The organism is Sulfuricurvum sp. (genome assembly GCF_036279695.1).
In the GTDB taxonomy this organism is placed as follows: domain Bacteria; phylum Campylobacterota; class Campylobacteria; order Campylobacterales; family Sulfurimonadaceae; genus Sulfuricurvum.
Window position 1 is genome coordinate 40,922 of record NZ_DASUIQ010000010.1, and the last position, 25,140, is coordinate 66,061.

At 45.8% G+C, this 25,140-nt stretch carries 27 protein-coding genes; 7 read left to right on the plus strand and 20 right to left on the minus strand.

Annotated elements, in window-relative coordinates:
• Positions 1-66: 66 nt before the first annotated feature.
• The 14 genes from VFW36_RS01200 to VFW36_RS01265 all read right to left on the minus strand — a co-directional run bounded on the left by VFW36_RS01200 (position 67) and on the right by VFW36_RS01265 (position 13,460).
• Positions 67-531: an OsmC family protein gene (locus VFW36_RS01200; RefSeq protein ID WP_329656996.1), complete on the minus strand. Its 465-nt coding sequence runs from the start codon at positions 529-531 to the stop codon at positions 67-69.
• Complete coding sequence (gene argH / locus VFW36_RS01205) at positions 528-1,913, minus strand: argininosuccinate lyase (RefSeq protein ID WP_329656997.1); 1,386 nt, start codon at positions 1,911-1,913, stop codon at positions 528-530. The genes VFW36_RS01200 and argH overlap by 4 nt, the downstream gene beginning before the upstream one ends.
• 86 nt (positions 1,914-1,999) lie before the next feature.
• Complete coding sequence (locus VFW36_RS01210) at positions 2,000-2,335, minus strand: cytochrome C (protein WP_329656998.1); 336 nt, start codon at positions 2,333-2,335, stop codon at positions 2,000-2,002.
• A gap of 99 nt (positions 2,336-2,434) precedes the next feature.
• Positions 2,435-4,249: a menaquinone biosynthesis decarboxylase gene (locus VFW36_RS01215; RefSeq protein WP_329657055.1), complete on the minus strand. Its 1,815-nt coding sequence runs from the start codon at positions 4,247-4,249 to the stop codon at positions 2,435-2,437.
• Between the two features lie 9 nt (positions 4,250-4,258).
• Positions 4,259-5,200, minus strand: a complete 942-nt coding sequence (gene hemC, locus VFW36_RS01220) for a hydroxymethylbilane synthase (protein WP_329656999.1) — start codon at positions 5,198-5,200, stop codon at positions 4,259-4,261.
• A gap of 3 nt (positions 5,201-5,203) precedes the next feature.
• Complete coding sequence (locus tag VFW36_RS01225; protein WP_329657000.1) at positions 5,204-6,031, minus strand: DsbA family protein; 828 nt, start codon at positions 6,029-6,031, stop codon at positions 5,204-5,206.
• Positions 5,994-6,416, minus strand: coding sequence for an FxsA family protein (locus VFW36_RS01230; protein WP_329657001.1), 423 nt, complete (start codon positions 6,414-6,416; stop codon positions 5,994-5,996). The genes VFW36_RS01225 and VFW36_RS01230 overlap by 38 nt, the downstream gene beginning before the upstream one ends.
• Complete coding sequence (locus VFW36_RS01235) at positions 6,413-8,116, minus strand: proline--tRNA ligase (protein ID WP_329657002.1); 1,704 nt, start codon at positions 8,114-8,116, stop codon at positions 6,413-6,415. The genes VFW36_RS01230 and VFW36_RS01235 overlap by 4 nt, the downstream gene beginning before the upstream one ends.
• The gene (hemA, locus tag VFW36_RS01240) at positions 8,116-9,408 is read right to left on the minus strand and encodes a glutamyl-tRNA reductase (protein ID WP_329657003.1); all 1,293 of its coding nucleotides are present in this window, start codon (positions 9,406-9,408) and stop codon (positions 8,116-8,118) included. Before hemA ends, VFW36_RS01235 begins: the two co-directional genes overlap by 1 nt.
• On the minus strand, positions 9,408-10,295 hold the full coding sequence (locus tag VFW36_RS01245; protein ID WP_414720212.1) for a polyprenyl synthetase family protein: 888 nt from the start codon (positions 10,293-10,295) through the stop codon (positions 9,408-9,410). The genes hemA and VFW36_RS01245 overlap by 1 nt, the downstream gene beginning before the upstream one ends.
• Positions 10,296-10,306: 11 nt before the next feature.
• Positions 10,307-10,717, minus strand: coding sequence for a hypothetical protein (locus tag VFW36_RS01250; protein WP_329657005.1), 411 nt, complete (start codon positions 10,715-10,717; stop codon positions 10,307-10,309).
• Between the two features lie 181 nt (positions 10,718-10,898).
• Positions 10,899-11,177: a hypothetical protein gene (locus VFW36_RS01255; protein ID WP_329657006.1), complete on the minus strand. Its 279-nt coding sequence runs from the start codon at positions 11,175-11,177 to the stop codon at positions 10,899-10,901.
• Between the two features lie 6 nt (positions 11,178-11,183).
• Positions 11,184-12,107, minus strand: coding sequence for a 16S rRNA (cytosine(1402)-N(4))-methyltransferase RsmH (gene rsmH / locus VFW36_RS01260; protein WP_329657007.1), 924 nt, complete (start codon positions 12,105-12,107; stop codon positions 11,184-11,186).
• A gap of 57 nt (positions 12,108-12,164) precedes the next feature.
• On the minus strand, positions 12,165-13,460 hold the full coding sequence (locus VFW36_RS01265) for an adenosylmethionine--8-amino-7-oxononanoate transaminase (protein ID WP_329657008.1): 1,296 nt from the start codon (positions 13,458-13,460) through the stop codon (positions 12,165-12,167).
• A 118-nt stretch (positions 13,461-13,578) separates the two neighbouring features.
• Between VFW36_RS01265 and VFW36_RS01270 the strand changes: the two genes are divergently transcribed.
• The 5 genes from VFW36_RS01270 to VFW36_RS01290 all read left to right on the plus strand — a co-directional run bounded on the left by VFW36_RS01270 (position 13,579) and on the right by VFW36_RS01290 (position 18,435).
• Positions 13,579-15,045, plus strand: coding sequence for a peptidylprolyl isomerase (locus VFW36_RS01270; RefSeq protein ID WP_329657009.1), 1,467 nt, complete (start codon positions 13,579-13,581; stop codon positions 15,043-15,045).
• A gap of 1 nt (position 15,046) precedes the next feature.
• On the plus strand, positions 15,047-16,468 hold the full coding sequence (gene ftsA / locus VFW36_RS01275) for a cell division protein FtsA (RefSeq protein WP_329657010.1): 1,422 nt from the start codon (positions 15,047-15,049) through the stop codon (positions 16,466-16,468).
• A gap of 18 nt (positions 16,469-16,486) precedes the next feature.
• Positions 16,487-17,629, plus strand: a complete 1,143-nt coding sequence (gene ftsZ / locus VFW36_RS01280; protein WP_329657011.1) for a cell division protein FtsZ — start codon at positions 16,487-16,489, stop codon at positions 17,627-17,629.
• 11 nt (positions 17,630-17,640) lie between these two features.
• Positions 17,641-17,931, plus strand: a complete 291-nt coding sequence (locus tag VFW36_RS01285; RefSeq protein WP_329657012.1) for a J domain-containing protein — start codon at positions 17,641-17,643, stop codon at positions 17,929-17,931.
• 138 nt (positions 17,932-18,069) lie between these two features.
• Positions 18,070-18,435, plus strand: a complete 366-nt coding sequence (locus VFW36_RS01290) for a hypothetical protein (RefSeq protein ID WP_329657013.1) — start codon at positions 18,070-18,072, stop codon at positions 18,433-18,435.
• Between the two features lie 4 nt (positions 18,436-18,439).
• Here the strand turns inward: VFW36_RS01290 and VFW36_RS01295 are convergent, their stop codons facing one another.
• The 6 genes from VFW36_RS01295 to VFW36_RS01320 all read right to left on the minus strand — a co-directional run bounded on the left by VFW36_RS01295 (position 18,440) and on the right by VFW36_RS01320 (position 24,089).
• Positions 18,440-19,192 (minus strand): ABC transporter ATP-binding protein, encoded by a 753-nt coding sequence (locus VFW36_RS01295; protein WP_329657014.1) that lies wholly within the window; start codon positions 19,190-19,192, stop codon positions 18,440-18,442.
• Positions 19,189-19,668, minus strand: coding sequence for a DUF4149 domain-containing protein (locus VFW36_RS01300; RefSeq protein ID WP_329657015.1), 480 nt, complete (start codon positions 19,666-19,668; stop codon positions 19,189-19,191). The genes VFW36_RS01295 and VFW36_RS01300 overlap by 4 nt, the downstream gene beginning before the upstream one ends.
• Entirely contained in the window at positions 19,661-20,494 is an 834-nt protein-coding gene (gene prmC / locus VFW36_RS01305) for a peptide chain release factor N(5)-glutamine methyltransferase (RefSeq protein ID WP_329657016.1), read from the minus strand. Before prmC ends, VFW36_RS01300 begins: the two co-directional genes overlap by 8 nt.
• On the minus strand, positions 20,479-21,723 hold the full coding sequence (locus VFW36_RS01310) for a M48 family metallopeptidase (protein ID WP_329657017.1): 1,245 nt from the start codon (positions 21,721-21,723) through the stop codon (positions 20,479-20,481). The genes prmC and VFW36_RS01310 overlap by 16 nt, the downstream gene beginning before the upstream one ends.
• A 34-nt stretch (positions 21,724-21,757) precedes the next feature.
• Positions 21,758-21,955 (minus strand): hypothetical protein, encoded by a 198-nt coding sequence (locus VFW36_RS01315; RefSeq protein ID WP_329657018.1) that lies wholly within the window; start codon positions 21,953-21,955, stop codon positions 21,758-21,760.
• 115 nt (positions 21,956-22,070) lie between these two features.
• Complete coding sequence (locus tag VFW36_RS01320) at positions 22,071-24,089, minus strand: TonB-dependent receptor (protein ID WP_329657019.1); 2,019 nt, start codon at positions 24,087-24,089, stop codon at positions 22,071-22,073.
• A 140-nt stretch (positions 24,090-24,229) separates the two neighbouring features.
• Between VFW36_RS01320 and VFW36_RS01325 the strand changes: the two genes are divergently transcribed.
• Both VFW36_RS01325 and VFW36_RS01330 read left to right on the plus strand, forming a co-directional pair.
• Positions 24,230-24,877, plus strand: a complete 648-nt coding sequence (locus tag VFW36_RS01325) for a ferritin family protein (RefSeq protein ID WP_329657020.1) — start codon at positions 24,230-24,232, stop codon at positions 24,875-24,877.
• A gap of 33 nt (positions 24,878-24,910) precedes the next feature.
• Positions 24,911-25,066 carry a hypothetical protein gene (locus tag VFW36_RS01330; RefSeq protein ID WP_329657021.1) on the plus strand — a complete coding sequence of 52 codons (156 nt, stop codon included), beginning with the start codon at positions 24,911-24,913 and terminating at the stop codon, positions 25,064-25,066.
• Positions 25,067-25,140: the final 74 nt, after the last annotated feature.

Here is a 25,140-nt window from a genome sequence, read left to right on the forward strand (position 1 = left end):
ATTCCGTGCTCGACACGGAATCTAAACTCCAAAATAGATCCTGAATCAAGTTCAGGATGACGAAAGCTACGCGTTGCACCCTTGCAACGCACCGAAATCGACAGAGCTTCCGCCACCGCTAATCATTGTTTCATTTTCTCGAATCACATTGCCGTTATGGATGATTGTATAAGTAATTGCCGTCGTATCTCGGATCGTATTGATCGTTGAACAATAGGTTTCCAAACTTGCCATGACCCAACGTGCCGCGAGTGTATCATCCGCATTCGAATTAAAACGGTATTCAAGATGCAAAGAATTAAATTTTTTGGGAGCCGATTCGTTACGGACTACTTCACCACTTACTTCTAGGTTTGTAACATCAAATCCTTGCTGCTTTGGAAGCATCACTACATCGGTCGCACTGCACGTGATAATACCGCTTAAAAAATACTCAATCGGAGAGATTTGAGGACAATCGATAATGAAGCTGCTCTTTTCGGTTTTTGCTTCAAAGCGCATCGCATCCTGATGTGAGACGACTATTTTCATTTGACATCCTTCAGATAATGGTCAAAATAGATGATTTGCTCCAAAGTACGCACTTCCGCCGTTCCCCCTTGGGATACACGAGCATTCATAGAGTGTTCAATCGCCAAAAAGCCAAGGACATCTTCTTTAATACGGCTATCAATGGCATGAAGTTCAGAATATTCAATATCACTCAAATCAATCCCCAAAACTTCGGCACGAGCAACAGCTCGTCCCGTGATGTGGTGTGCTTCACGAAACGGAACGTCGCAATGTTCTACCAAATAGTCCGCCAAATCAGTCGCACTCAGATGCCCGAGTTTGCAGGCACGTGCCATGTTTTGAGGCTTGATCGTCATCGTTTTAAGGGCTTCACGGAGAATTTCGAGAGAGATTTCAGCGGTTTCCACACTGTCAAATACCCCCTCTTTGTCCTCTTGGGTGTCTTTGTTGTAGGCTAACGGTAACCCTTTCATGACGGTCAAAAGCCCCATCAGATTACCGAAAACACGCCCCGTTTTACCGCGAAGAAGCTCAGGGACATCGGGATTTTTCTTTTGCGGCATAATCGATGAACCGGTTGAATACTGATCGGAAAGTTCCACAAAACGGAACTCATAGCTCGACCAGAGGATAATCTCTTCGGCCAAACGGGAGATATGCATCATTAGCGTCGAAATATTAAACAAAATTTCCAAAGCAAAATCGCGATCACTCACCGTGTCGAGACAGTTGATACTCACCGAATCAAAACCAAGCTCTTTCGCCGTCATTTCGCGGTTGATATTGTGCGGAGTACCCGCCAGTGCGGCGCATCCGATCGGTGAGATGTTGTTACGCACCGCAGAGCTCTCAAAACGCTCGCAATCGCGTTTAAACATAGAGGCATAGGCAAGGAGATGGAATGCAAAGTTAATCGGCTGTGCATGCTGCAAATGGGTCATCCCCGGAAGAAGCGTTGTCGTATGATCACGAGATATATCGACGATAGCACTCATAAGTGCTTTAATTTGATCGACTATTTCACGGTTTTTTCGGAGTACATATCGGCGGAAATCAAGGGCAACCTGATCGTTACGGCTGCGCGCCGTATGGAGTTTTTTACCTGCTTCACCGATAATGTGAGTTAGCCGTTTTTCAATCGCCATATGAAGATCTTCATCTCCGATTTTCCACTCAAATACACCCGACTCGATTTCGCTCAAAACCTGAGCCATCCCCGATTCGATTAATTGTGCCTCTTCATGGGTTAGAATCCCTTGATGCGCCAACATTTTGGCATGTGCAACGGAACCTTCAATATCTTCACGATAGAGTTTCTGATCAAACATGATTGATGCGTTAAATTTTTCCAATAAGGTTGACGCATCCTGTGTGAAACGTCCCGACCACATCTTTTCCATGGTATCTCCGAATATTAATTAGTTGGGGGATTTTAGCGAAGTTTGGTTTAGAAGAAAATCATCCCCTCAGGGGTGAGAAAGAAAGTTTAATTACAGGCAGGTACGTTACCGCTATCGGATGCATATTCCACCAAAAAATCTTCCAAATGTCTTGCACCTTTTGTGAAGCTACGGTCTTTGAAGTAATTCCATGATGCTTCCGCTTTTTTCGAGTTTAAATGGATTTGAGCCAGCTTTTCACCGTTATTATCCATCAATTTTTCCCAAGCACGCTGTTTTTTAGCGCCGGCTAATGCTTGCCCACCGCCATGACACTCTTTACAAGTCTCAATATAAATTTTTTGCCCTTTGTACGTTGCCGCATTAAGGAGTGTTGAACCGGCTAAAAGTGTTATCGCTACGGTAGCATAAAAGGTGCGCATCGGATTTTATTCCCTATTTTATCTAATTGATTAATACTACATTAGTAATTATAATAAATTGCTTAATGCTACTTACCCAAAAAGAGGGAAAATAACACTCTATAGTTGATACTTTTTTTCTAACTTTGGATCTAAATCCCATAAATCTAAAGATTTAAGCTTCTCTACGACTGAAGGGGTACACTCTACATCCCCCGGCCACTCACGTTCAAATCCGTCCAACGACGTTTTGGTAGTACCGTCGATCGCTACGATCGATTCAGAGCGGTAAATATCTCGGGCGGCATCGATATTGTTCGTAACACGCCATACCAGCATGTAAGGGTTATGAATATCATTTTTTTCTTCATCGACGAAAATAACGATTCGTAAAAATGAGCTTAATGCTTCCAATGCACTAAACTTCTTTTTCAACGCACCCGTTTTCTTAACACTGATAACGGTTATCGGGTTGGCAGTATGACGCATATATTGTGTTGCGCCCGTAATGTCCGGTATTAGCGCACGCAATTGCTCTAATAAAACCGAACTATCAATAGATGCAGGGGCGATAGGGGAATACGACGCGGTAAAATCGATCCCCAGTTTTCCTCCTACCAAGCTTTCAGGACTTGAGTGATCCAGCGCGTCGGTAATTCCCTCGGAGATAAAAAGACATTTCGGTAAAAAGCGGTTAAGCGCATAAGTCACCAATGCCTCATAGTTGTTGAGTTTCGGAGCATCTTCGCCGAAAAAGAGGGCATGTTTGACAAAACTCATCTGTCCCGAACCCCAAAAAATATGCATGAACTGTTTGGCATGCCCTTTGTAGAGAGGCTTCATTTTGGCTAAAATCAGATTATGAAAAACGCCGTTTTCCGGCATATGATAATCGATCAAATCGGCGGCGTTGGTTTTGAGTAACGGCAAAAATATCCGTTCAGTCGCCCATCCCATATATTTGTCTTCCAACGGCGGTTTTCCGACAACCGTTGCCAAATAGTAGGGATCTTTACGGTGGGTAATCGCGCTTACTTCAAGTTCCGGATAGAACTCTTTAAGGGTGTAATACCCCGTATGATCTCCAAACGGTCCCTCTTCACGCAATTTTGCGGTATCTACCCACCCCTCGATGACAAAATCGACATCTTCAGGGATATAAAGCGGTGTAGTGAGAGACTCGACGAGTTTCGGAGACTCTTTTTTAATCAAACCGTACAACAATAATTCATTCACCCCATAAGGAAGCGGAGCCGTAGCACACCACGTGTAGAGAGGATCACCGCCGATCGCGATGGTGACGGGCATTTTTTTCCCTTCTCGTTGGTACTGATCAAAAAAGTGGGAAGAGTCTTTATGAATCTGCCAGTGCATCCCCAGATGATTCTTGTCATATACCTGTAGACGGTACATCCCAAGATTGACCACTTCCCCATTCAAACTTTGGGTATAAACCTGCCCCATCGTGATAAACGGTCCGCCGTCCTCTTCCCACGTCGTCAAAATCGGCAAATCATACAGATTTACCTCGTCGCCTTGTTTAACGATCTCTTGACAACTTCCCCGTTTCGGAATTTTTTTAGGGAAAATATCTTTCATTGCAAACAGATCGCCGAGCATTCCGATTTTCTCTTTGAACCCTTGCGGCGGTTTCATGTGGAGAAGTTTTTCGATTTCACTCGCCACCCCTTCGACTTCTCGACCGAAAAGAAGCTCCGTACGGCGGTATGAACCAAACAGGTTCATAACAACAGGCATATCGAATTTTTTACCGCTCTCTTTATCTACCGGATGGGTAAACAAGAGCGCTTTTCCCCCATCGTGTTTTTTGACTTCGGCATACGCTAAATGGGGAATTTCGAGTTTAATATCCAGTGGGGTTTCGATAATGCGAAGCTCCCCTTTGCTTTGGAGTAAATCAATCGTTTTTTGCAATGTCACAGCTTAACCCTTATTTGCCATAGCTTCGGCACGTTGTAACAACTCCATCGCACCTTTTTCAATCAAACGTGCAGCCATCGCTTCACCGACACCTTCGGTCTGATCTTTTGAGACGATAACTGTCTCTCCCATCACTTCGCTTCCATCAGGCATCCCCAGAGTTGATCGAACGACCACTTCCCCATTATCTTGAACACGGGCACTCACACCGATAGGAACTTGACATCCCCCTTGCAGCGTATCAACAAACCCGCGTTCAATCGAGGTTTCAATGCGGCTATTTTCATCTTCTAAAAACTTGGCGATTTCCAATACCCACGGCTCATTCACCGTCTCGATTCCCAAAGCCCCCTGCCCCATAGCGGGGAGCATCTCATCCAAAGAGATCGGATAAAAATATTCTACCAAATCACGGAAGCCCAAACGGTTGATTCCGGCTGCTGCAAGGATAATCGCGTCAAACTCCCCCTCTTTGAGTTTTCGAATTCGGGTATCGACATTACCTCGCAAATCTTTGATCACCAAATCGGGGCGCTCTTTTACCAGCTGCATACGACGGCGAAGCGACGAGGTTCCCACAACCGCACCCTGAGGAAGGGACTTAATATCGGGATATTTTTCACTCAACATTGCATCTCGGACATCTTCGCGTAACGTGATTGCTGAGAGCAACAGCCCCTCAGGCATAACGGTCGGAACATCTTTGAGGGAGTGAACCGCCATCTGCGCTTCACCGCGAAGCATCGATTCCTCAATCTCTTTTAGAAACAACCCTTTCCCCCCGATTTTAGCCAATGGAACGTCCAAAATCTTGTCACCCGAAGTGATAATAATTTTGAGTTCCACTTCAACATCGCTAAAATTCGATTCAATAACCGATTTGATATGATTGGATTGCCAAAGGGCGAGTTTGCTTCCGCGTGTTGCAATGGTGAGTTTTTTCATGGATTACTTAACCTTGATCTCTTTATATTTATTTTTTGACGCATCTTTTTGACCGTTGAAAAAGACCGTAGGTGTACCGGCTACCATCATTGAACTTGCCACTTTTTGGTCAAAGTCAAACTGTTTCACCACAGAAGAGCGTCGGATGTCATCTTTATCAATCTTCGTTCCGAATGTTTTGTTAAACGCATTCAGAATTTTTTGTTCATCTCGTTCACTCGCATTAATATCCACTTTGTAGAGACTTAAAATAGTGTTATTGGTGCCGTTTTGCTCGGCTGCAATCGCCGCTTTCGTCAAAGTTACCGCCGCAGGGTGCAGTCCCGCAAGTGGAAGATGATAATAATAGACGGCAAATGTTTTAGGGTATTTCGCCATATACGATAATGCTTCAGGGACATAACGACGACAGAACGGACAGAGCGGATCGGAGAAAATCGCTACTTTGTGGAGAGCATTCGCTTCTCCGCTGATCAGATTATTTTTGGTATAAAACGCATTGTTAAAATCAGGTGCAACCGTATCGTTATAGCGCTCACCGGTTTTTACGTTGATGAGTTCAGGGGCGATTACGTTACCGTTGACAAAATACGTTCCGTTTTGATTAATGTGACGGCTATCATTTCCCTGTTTGACATCGGCTTCAATACTCATAAAATAGGCTTGCCATCCACTCATAGCGGGGAGATTTTTTTTCCCGTTCACTTCAACACGCAAATTCGAGATATTCGGATTACCTCCGATCCCTTTTTTTAAAAAAGAAACTACTTCCGCATCAGTTGCCGCCATAAGGCTAGCGGAGAGAGCGAGTATCGTCGATAATTTCGGCATCAATAACATGGTCATCCTTTCGTGTGGTGTAAGTGTGATTATTTTCAGTAGGATATTTTCTCGTAAAACGGTTAATGATCAGTGTTACCAGAAGTGAAAACTGCATCAAGATTCCGATAATGTCACATAAAAATCCGGGGAGAATCAGGAGGATAGCCCCCAACAGTCCCGAAATATTACGATTTGAAAACCCCTGCATATCGATTTGGCGCGTACGGAGGGCATCAAGGTTCTCACTCAGCGCATGGCGAAAATTCATCAGAATAAAGATACCCAAAAAAGCACTTCCGACAATCTCCAAAAAGGTAGCTAATCCTCCGATTTTAGAAGCAATCTCTATGGTTAGAGTCACTTCCAAAAAAAGATAGATCAGAAAATAGATCATTTGATCAGTCCCTTGATAGTATTCAACACTTCGGATGGTGCGACCGTAATCATATCACCGGATGAGCGCACCATGATTTGAACCGAACCGTTATCGAGTTCTTTCCCGACGATAACCGTGTACGGGAATCCGATCAATTCTGCATCCGACATTTTAAATCCGAAACGCTCTTTACGATCATCCAACATCGCTTCGATCCCACTCTTTTGCAAAGAGGTATAAAGCTCTTCGGCATACGCCATGTGGCTCTCTTCTTTGATGTTAGAGACCATGACATTGACCATATACGGAGCCGTTGTAGGAGTCCAGATACACCCTTTTTCATCGTGGTGCTGTTCGATCACGGCGGCAACCAAACGGCTCACCCCCATCCCGTACGTCCCCATGATAAACGGCTGGCTTCGACCGTTTTCATCCAAAAACTCCGCTTTGAGCGGTGCGGAATAGACCGTTCCGAGTTTGAAGATATGCCCGACTTCGATCCCTTTGGTATGGAGGATTTTACCGCCGCAATGAGGGCATCCGTCCCCCTCTTGAACGCTGACGAGATCGGCGAAATGCTCTTCGTTCATCACCGAGAGATCGACACCGACGAAATGGTAGTCAGCTTCGTTCGCGCCGCAAATCATAGACGTTGCACCCTTCGTATCGTTATCCATCACGATACGGATTTTGTCTTGATCCAACGGCCCGATAAATCCCGGAACAAGACCGATTTCGATCAACTCCGCTTCCGTCGCATCGACTAAATCGATCGCTCCGATACTGTTGCGCGCTTTAACCTCTTGGAGCTCATCGCATCCTCGGATAAAGAAGCAGACCAATTCGCTCCCCTCGATATAGACCGCACGCTGAACGACCGCTTTGAGGGTATAGTACGGATCGACATGGAAGAAATTGCTCAAATCTTCGATAGATTTAATGTTTGGTGTTTTAAAACGGGCAAAATCGGCTTCAGGGGCGGCAGGAATTTCACTGCGCGGTGCACGACGCGCCGCTTCGACATTCGCACCGTATTCGCACGTATCACATACCGCGAGGGTATCTTCACCGCTTCCGGCAAGAACCATCAGCTCTTTTGAACCCGTACCGCCGATCGCACCGCTGTCAGCTTCAACGATACGAAACTCCAGACCCAAACGCTCCAAAATCCGTTTATACGCCGCTTCCATCGCATCGAATTCACGATCCAAATCTTCGGTGCTGGAGTGAAAGCTGTAACCGTCTTTCATGACAAACTCGCGTCCGCGCATCAAACCGAAACGGGGACGCGCTTCATCACGAAACTTGGTTTTGATCTGATAGAGATTAATCGGGAGCTGTTTATAGCTCGTAACACGGTTACGGACGATGTTTACCATCATCTCTTCATGGGTCGGTCCGAGGACGAAAAGATTATCTTTGCGGTCTCGAAAACGGAGAAGCTCTTTACCGAATTTCTCGATCCGTCCGCTCTCTTGCCACAGCTCCGCAGGGGTTACGAAACTAAGATCAACCTCTTGAGCACCGCTGTTTTCCATCTCTTCATTGATAATGTTTTCAATTTTACGCAATACCCGTTTGCCCAACGGTAAAAAGTTATACAATCCTGCCGCTACCTGCGTCACAAATCCTGCACGAGAAAGATAGATATGGCTCGGAAGCTGAGCATCTTTCGGAGCTTCTTTGGTGGTTGGGATATAGGCTTTACTAAAACGCATTATTGTCCTTTAGGGTAATAGATACACGAATTTTGAGAGAGATCAGACCCCTCCTCTTCGTTCATTAAAAAACTCATCGATTCGATCAGAGCATCCACACGCATCGGATCGGAACCGTCTCGCATCCGCTCGGCAAACGGGTGTAAAAACCGCTTGATCGCCTGAAGGGTAGCTTTATGGACCGCTTCTTCATACTCTTTGGAGATATAGCCGTTATGGATAACACGTGACGCCTCTTGATAAGCCGCATCGGAAGCTCTGAGGTACATATTTTTGATCAACGGCTCAACCGAGAGGGTTTTGAGCCATTCGAAAAAGAGGGTGACATGTCGGCGAATAATCACATACGAGAGTTTCGCTTCATCTTCACGCAGTGCGATGTTTTCCGAAACGATCTCTTTGAGATCATCGACATAAAACAATTTAATCGACCAGAGAGCCGCATCGCATTCGATGTCTCGGGGAACCGCCATATCAAACCAATATCGATCATAGGTCGTCGGTTTGATCATATCATCGGTGATGATCGGGCTTAAAGAACCTGTTGCGGTAAAAAGGAGCTCGTTTTCGTTGATCGCATAGGCGATCTCTTCGAATGAACGTACCCGTGCGTTACACTCACGCGCTATCGCTTCAGCTTTCTCAAACGTTCGGTTCATCACCGTAACATCGACCCCTTGGGCAGTGAGATGCTTGCAGGTAATCACCGACATCTCCCCCGAACCGATTACGAGCGCTTTTTTACCACTGACATCTCCTACCGACTCTTTGACCTTCGCTATCGCTACACTCGCAACCGATACGGGTTTAGAGGAGATATTGGTTGCGTTACGTACCTCGGCGGCACATTTAAACGCGTAGTTCATAGCACGGGCAATTTTTTGCGCCGAATAGCCATTCTCTTGGGAGAGTTTGAACGCGTCTTTAAGCTGTCCTGAAATCTGCGTCTCCCCGACTACCATTGAATCGAGCGAACTAGCAACACTAAAGAGGTGATGTATTCCCCCCTCATCATCGAAAATATCGGCACGGGAATAGAGTTCCGTATGACTTAGCCCCGAATGTCTTGTCAGAAGAAAAAACAGCTCTTCTTTCGCCGATTCGGTATCACTGCAACTGCAAAAAACTTCGACACGGTTACAGGTAGAGAGGATCATCGATTCGCTGATACACGGTGAGGCGTTTAAATGTTTCATGGCGTTGAGCTGTGCCGTCTCATCCACGAATGCGAGCTTCTCGCGTATCCCCAGCGTCGAGTTTTTGTGTGAAAAGCTGACAATCAGATAATGCATCAGTGACTTCTTTTGATCACAGATTCGACGATGGAGCGTAACGCGGCATCATCGCCGATCGCACCGATCGCTTCATCGCACAGCGCTCTGGCATGAGAGTAGGAGTGTTCGATAATATTGAACGCATCCATTTGTGAACGGATCCATTGCTTCTCATCCTCATCCAACACCTGCGCATGGAATTTTACCAAACGCTCTTTGAGGGGTTCATCCAATCGATCATACAGATCGATATACGGCAATGTCACTTTCCCCTCCGAAAAATCGTTCAAAGAGGGTTTGCCCAGTGTCGCTTCATCGGCGGTGATGTCGAGAATGTCATCTACGATCTGGAACGCCAATCCCAGATTTTTGCCGTACGTCGCGTAAGCTTGTTCGTCTTTCCCCGCCAAAATCGCGGCACTGTAGGCACACGCTTCGATCAGGGTCGCGGTTTTGAGATAGAGCATTTTGAGGTACAGATCACGATCCGTATTGAAACTCTCCGCCATCCCTACATCCATCATCTCCCCGACCGAGAGGCGAGTGACCGATTCGGCGACGGAGCGGGCGATTCGCGGATCAAAAGAGGTAAGTTCGCTAAACGCTTTGGAGTAGAGAATATCGCCGAGCATGATTGCGATTTTAGAACCCTCGGTCGCATTGACGGACGGAACGCCGCGACGCAACTGCGCTTCGTCGATCACGTCATCATGGAGCAAGCTCGCCGCGTGGATCAACTCGACAATCGCTCCCAATAGCGGTGCGGTAGGCTCATTCGGGGCAATCGTCAAAACCAGACGGGCGCGGAGCCGTTTGCCGCCGGAGAGTTTTTTAAAAAGTTCTGCGGCATGAGGATAATCGACCTCATCGATCAGTTTTGCAATAAGAGTTTCTACAGTTTCCAACATACCTATCATCACTTCTTCGTTAAATAATCCAACACAATCCGATTCTCTTTATCGATCAAGAAAAAATCCATTTGCGCTGTTTTGTTGCCATCATCAAATTTTTTAAAAACCACCAAGGCGTACGGGACATCTTTTTGGCTTCGATCCGCGCTCAAGAGGACTTTACGAAAACTTTGATTCGTATGCCCGACAACCAAAACATGCTGTCCGACAAACCGATCAAAACTCTCATGCACCACCAAAGCCTTATCCGTATAAAGGGTCCATCGAAAATTGAGCAGACGTTCTTGCCCCTCGCTTTTAACGAGGATTTTGACGATCTCATCTTTTTTGAGGACAAAGCTTTTCGATTCTCTCCATGCCGCCGCATCCAAAAGGGTGAACACCCCAACGAGTAGAAATATGAAAATACGACTCATACAAACTCATTTCTAAAGATTTTGGAACGTATGGCTTCTTAAATGAGCGATTATACACTGACTCTGCATAGGATCATTTTAAGTCGGAGATTATACCACCACAATTCTTAGGGGAGTAAAAAAGGTCTGATCAAAAAAATGATATTAAAGTATAAAGATGAATATAGAGTGAACTTAACTATTAGAAGAGCGTATCCAACACTTGGTTTTTATATTTCAATGACTCAACTTTTGCTTTGATGAGGCGGTTTTCTTCCAAAAGGGCATCATGCTCATGGCTGAGGGTTGAGATGTCGCGGCTTTTAAAATAGATTTGGGTATTGATAAAGATTTTGGGGAATACGACGACGAGCACCAAAAAGATCCCGACAAAAACATTGCGCAAAAAGAGGGGACCCATCGAGTCATCAGGGCTGATGATATGCTGTGTCTCTTCTAAAATATCGAGTTTATCGCTCATAGGGTATCAATCTCTTCGTATCTCAAATATTCGTAATTTCGCACTTCGGCTTCGTGAGTTGGCACGAAGTTCATCATCTTGGGCAATCAGCGGTTTTTTGGTAATCACCTTGCCGATTGCATTGTCATTTCCGCAGGTACAGCGCATCGCATCATCGGGACAAATACAGTTTTTGCCCCATTTGGAAAAGCGGTTTTTTACAATCCGATCTTCGAGGGAGTGAAACGTGATAATCGCAACCCGAAGCTTTTTGAGCGTAGAGTTCTCGATCGCATCGAGAAGGCGTGTCAACTCACCCAGTTCATCGTTTACTTCGATCCGAATCGCCTGCATCACCAGTGTCGAGGGGTGGATCTTTTTCCCCTTCGGCATCAGATGAAAAATGGCGTTGGAAAGCTCTTTTGCCGACGCGAACGGGCGACGTTGTACCATCGTCTCCGCCACTTTGCGAGCATTGGTCACTTCGCCGTATTCTCGTAAAATGCTCTCTAGAGCACTCTGTGAGTACTCATTGACCACCTCGTACGCACTCAGCGGTGCATCGGGATTCATCCTCATATCGAGGGTATCGCTCTCGTATGAAAATCCCCTCTCACGCTGATCGAGTTGCAGTGATGACACCCCTATATCGGCTAAAATGCCGCATATTTTATCCCCGTATTCACAAAGCGCTTCGTTAGCCACCTCTGAAAAACGTCCGCGACGGATTTCGACACGCTTTCCGAACGGCTCTAACCGTTTAGTCGAAAAAGCGATGGCGGTAGGGTCTTGATCGATTCCGATAAGCGATAACGCTGTGTTATTTTCCAACAAAAGGGAAGAGTGCCCGCCGTATCCCATCGTACAATCGATAACGATCCCCTCTTGACACGGAGAAAACGCTTCGATCACTTCTCGGTACAAAACGGGGATATGGGGAGTTTCTTGCACGTACGTACCTTTGAGTTTAATAGCCCTTATGATAGCCTAAGCGCACTAATAACACCTTTAAATACTTTTTAATGCCGACATAATCGCATCAAAAACTTTTGTAAGTTCCTCGGGGGTAATCACATAGGGGGTCATCACATAAATGACGCTTCCCAGAGGGCGAATTAAAACCCCTTGCGTCATACAGTGCTGATGGATTTTCAGCCCGATCCGATCCGTCGGCTCAAACCCTTCCAGCTCGATTGCCGCGATCATCCCGCATTGACGTACCTCTTTGACCCTCGGCACTGACTCAAAACGTTTTAGTTCTTGGGCGATGAGGGAAATGGTTTTGCGGTTATTCTCAATGGTGTTTTCCGATTCGAAAATATCGAGCGTCGCGTTTGCCGCCGCACAGGCAAGCGCATTGCCCGTATAACTGTGTGAGTGCAAAAAAGAGCGGATAGGATTATAATCGCAATAAAATGACCCGTACACCTTCTCGGTTGTTAGTACGACGGAGAGCGGCAAATAGCCGCCCGTAAGCCCTTTGGAAAGAACCAAAAAGTCAGGTGTTATATTTGCCTGCTCACATGCAAACATACTACCCGTCCGACCGAACCCGACCAAAATTTCATCGGCGATAAAATGAACTCCGTACTCTTCGCACAACCGTTTAGCTTCGCTCAAAAAGCGAGGATGATACATTCGCATCCCCCCTGCCCCTTGCACCAACGGTTCCACGATCAACGCCGCAATCTCATCACTGCGTTCTTGGAGTAATGTTTCAAATAAGTGTGCCGCTTCCAATGCCGCCTCCACACTTTGATCACGAGGAGAGGGAGTTTGGATCGATCGAATCAAAAGCGGCTCATAGGTCTCTTTATAGAGTGCCACATCACCCACCGAAAGCGCCCCCAGTGTTTCACCGTGATAACTCTCGCTCAAAGAGACAAACAGCCCCTTCTCTTTTCCGCTGTTTTTATGTGAGTGATACGACATTTTCAGTGTCACTTCTATCGCACTGGAGCCGTTATCGGCATAAAAACAGCGTGTTAGCCCCTGTGGTGCAAGTGCCACTAACCGCTCGGAGAGTCTCACGATCCCCTCATGGGTAAATCCTGCCAAAATAACATGTTCCAGCGTCTCTAATTGCTCTTTGATCTTTTGGTTGATATAGGGGTTGCAATGCCCGAAAAGATTGACCCACCAACTGCTGATCGCATCAATCGTCCGATTCCCCTCAAAATCTTCCAAATAGACCCCTTCGGCTTTGGCGATGGGGATAAGAGGTATCGTCTCATGATCTTTCATTTGGGTGCACGGATGCCACAAAACATTCAAATCTCTCGTTGCCATCTCTAAATTGTTCATGAAATACCTCTAAATTTGCATTATTTTATGATAACATCTGTTAGTCGTGATCTATTTTCATCGAAGTTTAATGCTAATGTGAATAGAATATCTGAATTTTACAACAGGATCGTTTAATATGATTACTTGGATGCAGCGCCATCGGAAATACTTGGTCATCACAATCTGGATCTCCACCATCGCTTTTATCGGAGCCGGATTCGTCGGATGGGGACAATATAACTATGGAGACAAAGCGGGAGCCGTCGCTAAAGTAGGAAGTATCTCGATCACTTCCGCCGAACTGCAAAAAAGCTACTCTAACCTTTTTAACCAATACAATCAGCTTTTCCAAGGAAAATTTGACGAGAAACAAGCACAGCAATTCGGACTGCAACGCCAAGCGCTTCGCCAACTCGTCAATCAAGCTTTGGTTTTGAACCTCGCCAACAGCTACGGAATGATCATTACCGATGAAGAGTTATGGAACGTCATCAAATCACAACCTGCTTTTGCCAAAGATGGAACCTTTGATAAAACTATCTACGCTGAAACATTGAAACAAAGTCACCTCAGCATCAAAGAGTATGAAGAGTCGATGAAAAAAGAGCTCTTGATCCAAAAAACCCTTTTTCTCTTGTCATCAGGGGCTAAACCGATTGAAGAAAAAGCCATGCTCAATGCTTTAGGGGTAGCCGACAAGATCAGCTATAAAATTCTCTCCCCGAGTATGATTTCACTCACCCCGACTGAAACCGAGCTCAAAGCACTCTGGGAAAAGAACCAACAAAAATTCAAAACCTCTCCAAGCTATGAGGTGAGCTATGTGAGCCAAAAACCTCTTAGCACAACACCTTCAGCCAAAGAGATTAGCGACTATTACGATACCAATCGTCAAATGCTCAAAGACGCAAGCGGAAAAGTGTTAAGTCTAAATGATGCACAAGGCACAATCCTTGCGGCACTGAATGACAAAGCAACCGAAAAAGAATCGCTTCGCCTCTACATCGACTATAAAAAAGGAGCTCTCAAATCAGGAGTGACCGCGCAAAAAGCGACCGTTACGGCGGAAGCTTCTCCATTTGAACCTGAGCTTACCAAAGAGATCATGAGTCTGAACGATCAAAAACCGTTCCTAAAACCTCGTAAAGTCGGAAATGATTACATCATCGTAAAATTAGACAAAATGAGCCCTGCACGTGCCAAAACCTACGAAGAAGCTAAAACAGATGTTATCGCCCTTTATATGAGCGAAGCCAAAAAAACCAAACTTCAAGAGTTAGCCCAAAACAGTTATAAAACATTCAGCGGCACGGCTACCGACTTTTTAACCCGCAAAGATAATGCCAAAATAGCGGGTTTGAGTGCTCCTGAGGGGGCAGAGTTTTTAAGCAAATTGTTTGCCTCCAAACAAAAACAAGGTTTTATCACTTTAGAGAGCGGAAATGTTATTATGTATAACGTTTTGGAACAAAAGTTGCTTCAAGATAAAACATTAGCGGATGGAAATGCCGTGCTGAAGCTCAAAGGGAATCTGTTGGATCAAGGGTTGATTAAAACACTTGAGAGCAAATATCCGGTTGAAATCTATGTAGAGGGGATTTGATTTGAAACGAACCGTTTTAGCCATTGATATCGGCTCAACCAAAGTTTGTGCGCTCATCGCGGAAATCGATGATGACAACAACGCACAAATAATCGGAGCCGGTATCTCAAAAGCACAAGGGCTTCGCAAAGGGAGCATCACCAACATAGAGCTTGCATCCAAATCGATCAAAAGTGCTCTTAACGATGCCAAGCGGGTTGCAGGAACCGAACTTCGAAGTGCTATCGTCACTATCTCCGGCGCATACACCAAAAGTCTAAATTCTAGCGGTATCGTTAACATACCGAACAAAGAGATTACCCTCAATGAGATTCAGCGTGTTATGCATACCTCTTTGTATAACGCGAATATTCCGAATGAATTTGAAGTACTCCATGCCCTTCCGTATAACTTCAAAGTGGACGATCAGGATTTCATCGAAGATCCCCTCGGAATGAATGCGTCTCGCCTCGAAGTCGAAACGCACATCATCACGACCCAAAAAAGCAATCTCAACAATCTTCGCAAAGCGGTCAAAGCGGCCGGCGTTGAAGTCGAAAGTGTTGTGCTCAGCGGTTATGCTTCCGCTATCGCCGTTCTTAATGCCGACGAAAAAGAGCTCGGAGCCGCCGTTGTCGATATGGGGGGGAACACAAGTAACATCGTTATCCACTCCGGACATGCGATCCGTTACAACGATTTCCTCGGTGTCGGCTCAAACCACATCACCAACGATCTCTCTATGGCATTGCACACACCGCTTCATACGGCGGACAATGTCAAAATCAACTACGGTTCACTCTATGCACCGAGCAATGATTTGATCGAACTTCCGGTTATCGGAGACGAAACATCAACCCACGAAGTCTCTCTCGAAGTGGTTCACAACGTTATCTATGCACGTGTCGAAGAGACATTGATGATTATCGCCCAATCGATTGAGAAAAGCGGTCTCAAAGAGCACATGGGTGCGGGTGTCGTCCTCACAGGCGGATTTACCAAAATCGAAGGACTTCGCGAACTCGCCGTTGCTATTTTAGACAACATGCCGGTTCGCCTTGCCAAGCCGACCGATGTGGGCGGACTTTTCGATACCCTAAGAGATCCTTCGTACTCCGGTGCTGTCGGATTGATCAAATATATGGCGGATGGTTATACCCCATACGAAATCGATGTCAACCGCCGTATGCGCCATGCGAGCGAAGATTCTGCCGTAGCACATCATACGGGAGCCCTTAGCGAAGAAGCCCCGAAATTTGACCCTATAGCAGCACCGAGCATCCCTACTTCTACTCCTACCCCGACGGCTCCAACGCCTCCGGCAAAGGAAGAGAAGATAACGGAAACAGCCAAAATGGTCAATATTGGCTCCAATAAGTCAGTCCAAAGCGATCAACCAAACCCGATTTCCAAGTTTTGGAATTGGGCAACTCAACTATTTTAATCACGTCAAGGAGCAAGCATGGAACCATTTTCAATTGAAGAATCAACAACTCTATCAGGAGCACGTATCGTAGCAGTCGGAGTCGGCGGCGGCGGCGGTAACATGATCGGATATATGCTCAAAGAGCAAATCCCGGGTATTGAACTCATCATCGCAAATACCGATGCTCAAGTATTGGAGCAAGGCTCAGCCGCGACCAAAATCCAACTCGGTGCAAAACTCACCAAAGGGTTGGGTGCAGGGATGAAACCTGAAGTAGGTAAAGAGTCTGCTATTGAGAGCTATGAAGATTTGACACGTGCATTGCAGGGTGCGGATATTGTTTTCGTAGCGGCAGGGCTTGGCGGCGGAACCGGTACGGGTGCGGCTCCGATCATCGCTAAATGTGCTAAAGATGTCGGTGCATTGACCATCGCGGTTGTGACGAAGCCATTCTCGTTTGAAGGTAAAAAACGTCTCAAATTGGCTGAAGACGGTCTTCAAGAGTTGAAAAACGAATCCGATTGTATCGTTGTTATCCCGAACGATAAACTCCTCTCGATCATCGATCCGAAACTCGGTATCAAAGAGAGCTTTAAAATCGTTGACAGCGTACTTGCTCGCGCTGTTAGCGGAACCTCTGGTGTTATCCTCGCCAGCGGCGACAACGACATCAACCTTGACTTCGCCGATTTGCAAACCGTTATGAGCCATCGCGGTTTGGCACTTATGGGTGTAGGTGAATACAAAGGGGACAATGCGGCATACGAAGCGATCAAAAACGCTATCGAATCACCGCTTCTTGATAACATGTCGGTTAACGGTGCACTCGGTGTATTGGTTCACTTCAGCATGCACCCTGAGTTTCCGTTTATGGAACTCTCTGCGGCTATGGATGTTGTCCATAACAGCGTGGACGAATCAGCGGATGTTATCTTCGGTACCACTACCGATGAGTCTTTAGCAAAAGACTTTATCCGTATTACCCTCGTCGCTACCGGTTTCGAGAAAAAAGCCTCTTTGGGGATCAATAACTCCGAATTCGAAAACAAAGAAGCGGTTGCTGCTGCGGCGAGTGTTGCCAAACCTCGTGTTGTGGTTCGCCCTGCCATGGTTGCCAACGGTGACTATACCGAAGATTTCTTAGACGTACCGACGTTCATGCGTCAACAAAGAGACTAACCTCTCTTTCCATGCTCTCTTTTGTCACGCTCATAAAGGCCAAAACGCTCCTTGGTCTGAGCGACAAAGCTACCCTCTCCGACATCAAATCCCGATACAAATCCATGATGCAACAATGGCATCCCGACAAACACCCTGATGATACGGCTACCGCTCACGCCATGAGCACGCAAATCAATGATGCCTATGCGACCCTCCTCGAATACTGCGCCCACTATGAATTTAACTTTGATGAAGAGCATCTACGGGAAAAAACACTCACTCCGCAAGAGTGGTGGACCAAAAAATTCGGCGGAAGATAATCCCCTTTTCACACTTATTTCAATTCGTACTTAAGCTCATTAATTACAAATACTTATACATATAAAATAATATTTTTTCATTGCATTTTTACTTTTTTGGGCTATAATTATCCACATTTTAATTCATAGGATAAAACAGTGGAAAATATTATTAAAAAGGCTCAAGAGCAGTTTCGAGATATTCAAGTTCTCCTTAGTTTTCCCGATGGATCAAAGAGCGATTATTTTACCCGACTCAGCATTGCCACGGAAGAAGCCTATTTTACGATGAATTCTGGAATGTGTTCAAATACTGCCGTGTGTAAAAACTGTTTGAAGCATCGCGATTTTATCCGTTCGCTTATGGATATATTAGGGGAGTTGGAAGTCAATAGTGCAGCTGCCGATAAGTACCATATGATATTATCTGAGTATCTGGTGCGGGTCAATGCTATTTTAGAACGTATCTCTAGTGTTTTATCAACTCAAGATTCATCACGTCTAAAATACGGTCTTCCCCTTTGAAAGGTTAATGAAACGCTATCGGTCCCTCGGAGCGGGCATGGATGAACTGTTGAACGACAGCATTGGGTGAGTTTCTAAACGACTCTTTATCCCCCGTTTCGACAATTTTCCCCTCAAAGAGCATCGCGTAGTTGTCCCCCGCTTTAAAACTCTCGGCAATGTCGTGGCTGATCAGAATCGAAGTCATGCCGATCTCATCGCGCAATCGGCATATCATTTGGGTAATAAAGTCACTAGTGACGGGATCGAGCCCTGATGTCGGCTCATCGTACAAAATCACCTCCGGTTCCAACGCAAGGGTACGTGCCAATCCGACACGCTTACGCATCCCACCGCTGAGCTCTTCGGGATAGAGCGATTTGACAATTTGGGGGTCAAGTCCTACCATAGTGAGCTTTTCATCGATCTTGTAATCAAGCTCTTTAGGGGTCAATTTTTGATGCTCGTTCATCGGAAACGCAACGTTATCACGGATGTTCATGCTGTCAAATAATGCCCCGCTTTGAAACAAAAAGCCTATCTGTTTTCGGATTTCACGCAATGTCGTCTCATCCACATTATCGATACGAGACCCTTTGTAGCTGATCGTACCGCTGTCAGGTTTGAGCAATCCGACCATGTGTTTAATGATCGTCGATTTACCGCCCCCCGATACTCCGAAAATAACGGTTGTTTTACCCTTCTCGATCTCTAGGTTTACCCCGCGAAGGATCTCACGTTTGCCGAAGCGTTTGGTGACGTTCTCAAATCGGATCATTTTTTCACCGCCATCAAATAAGCTCTACGTCCAAAAAGGATCACTAACATGAGTAACAAAATTTTAAAATCGATCTCGCTCGCTTTGTGAAGCGCTTCGAAGGATCCATCAATCGCCGCTTCGCCGCGCACTTGATACTCTAAAATTTTCGGGGTATATACGGCGCTAAACAATAACAGCGTCGAGAGAGATCCCATCGCACTGAGGATTGCTATTTTATCGATCTGCATCACTTTGTAGCGTGAAACTTCATACACCGTAATGACGATACTCATAAAATACGCCCAATAGGTAAAACGGCGGAATATCTCCCCCATGATTTTCCCCTCTTCATAACGGGATAATAGCGGTAAGGTGAGATAGATTTCAGAGTGAAATACGACAGCGGCGACAAACGCACCTAACACTAAAACAGCACCCGCAGTCATAGCAATGAGTAAAAGATACATAACATCAACCATAGCTTTTTTATTCATGGAGAGCCTTTAATACAAATCCCCGATCGAACGAGGCTAAATCTTTATAAAATTCCAACGATTGTACCGAAAATGGTTTTAGATATTCCTGCACTTTGATCCGTTGATCGTACCCCATTTCACACACAAACATCGGGATATGGCGCGCATACACTTCATCCAACAAACGGCGGATAATCTCATCACCGATTTCACCTCCGAAAAGGGCATTTTGCGGCTCATATGAGAGATTCGACTCCAACGGCGCATCGTGGGCGATATAGGGGGGATTCGAGACCAAAAGATCGATCGGCTCATTCACACACGAGAGCAAATCCCCCTCGCGCAGTTCAATCCGATCACCAAGACCAAAAGCCTCGATGTTTCGTCGTGCCACCGCTAACGCTCTGGGAGAAATATCAACGGCTATAAAGCGGGCTTTCGTAAAATAGCGGGCTAATATAATCGAGATGATTCCACTCCCTACCCCCACTTCGACGATGGTAATATCCTCATCACTTTTGAGGCGGGCAAAAATCTCATCAATCAAATGCTCCGTCTCAGGTCGAGGAATCAATGCCCCATCATCGATGTAAAACTCACGGCTGTAAAAGCTGACACGGTTGGTAAGGTATTCGAGAGGAACGTTTGCGGAACGTTTCTCTATCCATTCTAAAAGCCTCGGTTCATTTTCATCGATGAGATCGTCTTGATGGGTGATAAAGTAGAGCTGATCTTTCTCCAGATACGCCATTAGAAGGAGTTCCGCCTCACGGCGCGGAGATTCGACGACGGAGCGTAAGCACTCGCTAATCGCTTCGTGCAGTTCTTTTAATCGTTTGGACATGGATCGGCGTATCCCTCATCCGGATTGATATGAATATCGTACCCCAAGGCACGGAGTCGATCTACAACCGGAGGATGGGTGGTATGGAAAAAGCGATAGATCGGATGAGAGAGGGGAAAGCTTTTGTTTTCCGCTACCAATTTTTTGAGCGCATTGACCAAATGCTCCGCACCGCCGAGTTCCGCGCCGGTCTGGTCTGCCTCATATTCGTTGTGACGGCTCATTATCCCCATCAAAGGCATCATGATAAAACTGACAAGCGGAAGGAGGAGGATAAAGAGCATCATAACGATCTGTGGAGATTGTGCCACCCCAAGCTCCATATAAAGAGTTTCGGGAAGGTTCCCAAACAGTGCGAACATTCCAAAGAGCATCGCTCCCACCATCGCAATGTTTTTATAGAGATCACCGTGAGCATAGTGCCCAAGTTCATGCCCCAATACCGCAATCAGTTCGTTCGGAGAGAGCTTTTGGATAAGGGTATCAAACAACACGACCCGTTTGGTTTTACCCAAACCGCCAAAATAAGCATTCAAACGGGCATCACGTTTGCTCGCATCACTCACAAACACTCCGCTGCTCACAAACCCTGTTTTAGCCATCAACTCTTCGATTTTTTCGCGTAAATCGCCGTTTTCTAACGGAGTCACTTTATCAAAAAAGAGAGCCCGAATGGTCGGAAAAAACATATTGATCGCGATCACAACGGCAAATATGAAAGCAAAGCTCCACAACCACCATAATGTGCTCGAAGTAATGATCATACCGATAACCCAAACGATCAAACTCCCGATCACGAGCATCAAGAGGGTACTGATCAGTGTATCTTTGATAAACTGTCCTAGTGATGAGCGATTAAACCCGTACTGCGCATCGATTTTGAATTTAGAGATCCAACCAAACGGCAATGTGACCAAGCCGTTAATCAACAGCAACCCCATCACCGCACCGATCATCTGAGTTGTCGGACTTTGGGCGGCTAATGAGGAATCAAGCCATCCCATCATCCCCCCCATCCACATCAAAAAGAGTCCAAACTCGACAAACGTTTCAACCATAGCGAGTTTTTCTTTGGCTACGGCGTAATTCGCCGCATCCAAATACTCCTTTGCACCCATCAAAACAGCACCTTTGCGCTTGATTTGATTGATATAGCCGATCTGCATCACGCTCACATAGAGACGGATGAAAATAACGAGGGTATAAACACCGATAATGGTTGCAATCATAAAATTCCTTGGTTTAAAAAGGGGAATTTTACCATTATTTTACGGGTACTTTGCCAATCGATTCTTCTACAGGGATTGAATCGTTCACATTACCATAAAAGCTCTTTGCCGCTACAAAAATTACGCCCATGAGCAATCCTATAATGATAACCGTCCATACGGTCCGTTTCTTGGAACCTTTGAGCGTATCATAGTCTTCGATCGATTCAAGGGTAGGTTCATTGTCTTTCATAGGTGTCTCCCAAAAGTGTAGTGTAAGAATAGTAACCATCTTAGCCTACAAACGGTTAATGAATTACCCCTAAATTGACGCTTTAAGTTTGGATATTATTTTGTTTATCCGTCAATCACCAACGCCCATCGAGCGTGACGAGAAAATGGAATCGGGAGTTTTCACGATCAATTTGGGTATCGCTGTACCCTGTTGTGGTAGTTACAACCGATTCTTGGGTAATATTTTTGAGATTTAGCCCCAGTTTATAGGTCGGATTAAGCCGTTTGGTCGCGTAAAGATCGAGTGTCCCGTATCCCGCTTGCGACTCAGATACGCCGTTTTCATCGATAGGGTCATCGTATCCGCTGACATAGCGATATGCCGCACCGTAGGTTAAACGGTACTCTTTGAGGGTATGATCAATCCCGATGTTGTAGAGGTAATCGTTAGTCCCTTTGATGGTACGTTTCACCCCGTTACTCGCCAGTGATGAGTCTTGAAACGTCACATTTCCAAAAACACCCAAACCGCTCATATAACGATCAAGCGATTTTTTGAGTTCGAATTCCAAACTCCACAGTTTTCCCTCACCGCTGTTTTCAGGACGTTCTACGTATCGTCCGCTACCTGCATCATACGTGGTCATTTTTTCGATCTTGTCGCTGATGTTACGATAAAATCCGCCGATACTCACGATCCCTTTATCCTCAAAAAAGTGTTCATAACGCACCTCGTAACTAAGCGCCCTCTCCTCTTTGAGGTTTGGGGTTCCGGTGACATCGGGGTGATTTAGATCATTTTGATCGAGTGAACTGTCTAGGGAGGCGGAGAGTTCGCTCAAGCGGGGCAATTTCACCGTTTTGGCAACGCTCGCACGGAGGTTATCGTTTTCACTCAGTTTGTAGAGAGCATGAAGCGAAGGGGCAACATAACCGATATTGACCGTCTGATCAAATTGTCGAAGCGAACGCTCAAAACGAATCCCCGGAGTAACAACCGTTTTATCCCCGAGGGTGATTTCATCTTGAACATACCACGCACCTTTATCTTCACGAAGACGTTGATGATCCTCCGAGCTTACGATCCCGCTCGTATAGTTGATGACATCATCACGCTGATGCAAACGTTTGATCTCAGCTCCTGTTTTGATAAAATGCTCATCCAACGCCAATGAGTAACTCCCCTCAACTCCGAGAACGCGGAAAGATCCCTCATCATGCTGTTCACGTCTCGTCGTCCCATCATCACTGCGAGTTATCCCCTCAGAATCGTTTTCATGGTATTTGAGCTTCCATTCGACAAGCTCTCTCCCTGAGAGATTATGGGTGCCTGAAAGCTTGCTCCACAGCATCAGGGAATCTCCCTCGTCGTTTTGATCAATATTCTGGTTTATACCGCCGTATCGGTGTTTGAAAGTGTTTTTAGTGTAATCACTCCGATTGAGGGCACCGTCAAACATATATTTATCACTCGATGAGGGGGTATAGATGAGTTTCGTGTTCAAACTGAGGGATCGGAAACGTCCATCGGTATCCATGTTTTGATCGTATGTACTCGTATGAGTTGAGGTAGAATCATCTTGAGAATTATCCGCTAACGTCGTATTAAAGAGGTAGGAGAGTTTTCCGCTTTTCCCCTCTCGCTGTGCGAACACGGAGCTCAGCGGCTCACCGCTATAGGCACCTGCGGTGAGTTTCGCGATCGTTTTCCCCTCGGAAGCGGGTTTTTTCAAAACGATATTGACGATCCCCCCCATCGACTCGGCGGTATACTCCGAAGAACCGTTGGTCATCACCTCGACCCGTTCGATCATATCGGGGTTGATCTGTTCCAACGGATTCCCCCGCTTTGTCGAAGATACCTCTTCCCCGTCGATCAATACTTTCGTATATCCCTTACCGGGAGAACCTTTTTTTCCCTTACCGTCACTAATCGTCACTCCGGGGGTACGTTTAAGCATCTCTAACGCATTCATATCGCCATACTGGCTCAACTCTTCACCTTTGATGATACGTTTTGCGATGGAGTTATCTTTGCGCTCTTCGATGACGCTATAGGTCTCTTCGACCGATATTTTATCGAGCTGAAGTATCTCTTCGGCACAAGCGAATGAAAGGGTACAGGTGAACAGTATGAGGGGACGGGTAATCACGATTTTCCTATAATACATAGATATTTAATTATCGGTATTTTATCCAATCTCAGAGTAAACTCGAAATCGGTTAATACGCCGTTAATGCAATCTTATATAAACTCCATTACAATTGAGTTATGAACCTTAAAGGAGTCACTATGCGTCAATACGAAACCTACCACTGCAATACGTGCGGAAATGAAGTCGAAGTACAAAACGTCGGAGGGGGAACTCTCGTCTGCTGCGGACATGAGATGGAGATGATCACTAAAAGTCTCACGGCAGTCAACCTGATGAAAGCATTCGGAGGTGAGAGTATGGCGCGGAATAAATATGAACTCTTTGCCGACATCGCCCATGATGAAGGATGGCACGCGGTTGAGCGCCATTTTCGAGAAGCGGCACATAACGAGATGTACCACGCCCGTGCCGAGTACAAAGCGTATCATAAACTAATCCACGGCTGTGATGTCGATGCGACGGCCGCCAATCTCGACAGCGCTATGGGTGGAGAAAACTATGAACACACGGTGATGTATCCCAACTTTGCCGAAATCGCAACCGCCGAAGGACATAAAGAGTTAGCACGGCTTTTTACTGCCATCGGCAAAGTCGAAGTGGAGCACGAACGTGAATACGCCGCCCTCAAAGAAGCATTGATCGCCGATGGTTTCTTTGCCAGTGAAGAGGATGAGATTTGGGTCTGCGAAGTGTGCGGACATATCCACCGCGGGAAAAAAGCTCCGGTTGCATGTCCATTGTGCAAAGCGGGACGAGAGTATTTTAAACGGGAACATTTAGATTAATTTTATCCCCTTTTTTGGGGTGCGGAGGTTATCATGAAAACACTATGCAAACTCAAAAAAAATGAATTAGCTACCGATTTCAAAAAAATCATCAAGATTGTCAAAAAGCCGAAGTTTATATGTGAGAAATGTGCGCGGGTCGCCAAAGATAAAAAATATCTATGCGAGCCGATTGCACTAAAAGTGTAGAATTATTTTTTATCTATTTATATTTCATTGACATGATTTACTTTTTTGTTACCGAAAAAGGAATACACTGATGA

Coding starts and splice junctions, on each gene's coding strand:
- hemC (WP_329656999.1), bottom strand. CDS start 5,200: ATGAAAAAACTCACCATTGCAACACGCGGAAGCAAACTCGCCCTTTGG.
- VFW36_RS01315 (WP_329657018.1), bottom strand. CDS start 21,955: ATGAAAGACAATGAACCTACCCTTGAATCGATCGAAGACTATGATACG.
- prmC (WP_329657016.1), bottom strand. CDS start 20,494: ATGTCCAAACGATTAAAAGAACTGCACGAAGCGATTAGCGAGTGCTTA.
- VFW36_RS01230 (WP_329657001.1), bottom strand. CDS start 6,416: ATGATCTATTTTCTGATCTATCTTTTTTTGGAAGTGACTCTAACCATA.
- ftsZ (WP_329657011.1), top strand. CDS start 16,487: ATGGAACCATTTTCAATTGAAGAATCAACAACTCTATCAGGAGCACGT.
- VFW36_RS01235 (WP_329657002.1), bottom strand. CDS start 8,116: ATGCGTTTTAGTAAAGCCTATATCCCAACCACCAAAGAAGCTCCGAAA.
- argH (WP_329656997.1), bottom strand. CDS start 1,913: ATGGAAAAGATGTGGTCGGGACGTTTCACACAGGATGCGTCAACCTTA.
- VFW36_RS01270 (WP_329657009.1), top strand. CDS start 13,579: ATGATTACTTGGATGCAGCGCCATCGGAAATACTTGGTCATCACAATC.
- VFW36_RS01265 (WP_329657008.1), bottom strand. CDS start 13,460: ATGAACAATTTAGAGATGGCAACGAGAGATTTGAATGTTTTGTGGCAT.
- VFW36_RS01200 (WP_329656996.1), bottom strand. CDS start 531: ATGAAAATAGTCGTCTCACATCAGGATGCGATGCGCTTTGAAGCAAAA.
- VFW36_RS01255 (WP_329657006.1), bottom strand. CDS start 11,177: ATGAGCGATAAACTCGATATTTTAGAAGAGACACAGCATATCATCAGC.
- VFW36_RS01285 (WP_329657012.1), top strand. CDS start 17,641: ATGCTCTCTTTTGTCACGCTCATAAAGGCCAAAACGCTCCTTGGTCTG.
- VFW36_RS01225 (WP_329657000.1), bottom strand. CDS start 6,031: ATGCCGAAATTATCGACGATACTCGCTCTCTCCGCTAGCCTTATGGCG.
- VFW36_RS01325 (WP_329657020.1), top strand. CDS start 24,230: ATGCGTCAATACGAAACCTACCACTGCAATACGTGCGGAAATGAAGTC.
- VFW36_RS01250 (WP_329657005.1), bottom strand. CDS start 10,717: ATGAGTCGTATTTTCATATTTCTACTCGTTGGGGTGTTCACCCTTTTG.
- VFW36_RS01310 (WP_329657017.1), bottom strand. CDS start 21,723: ATGATTGCAACCATTATCGGTGTTTATACCCTCGTTATTTTCATCCGT.
- VFW36_RS01330 (WP_329657021.1), top strand. CDS start 24,911: ATGAAAACACTATGCAAACTCAAAAAAAATGAATTAGCTACCGATTTC.
- hemA (WP_329657003.1), bottom strand. CDS start 9,408: ATGCATTATCTGATTGTCAGCTTTTCACACAAAAACTCGACGCTGGGG.
- VFW36_RS01295 (WP_329657014.1), bottom strand. CDS start 19,192: ATGATCCGATTTGAGAACGTCACCAAACGCTTCGGCAAACGTGAGATC.
- VFW36_RS01300 (WP_329657015.1), bottom strand. CDS start 19,668: ATGAATAAAAAAGCTATGGTTGATGTTATGTATCTTTTACTCATTGCT.
- VFW36_RS01210 (WP_329656998.1), bottom strand. CDS start 2,335: ATGCGCACCTTTTATGCTACCGTAGCGATAACACTTTTAGCCGGTTCA.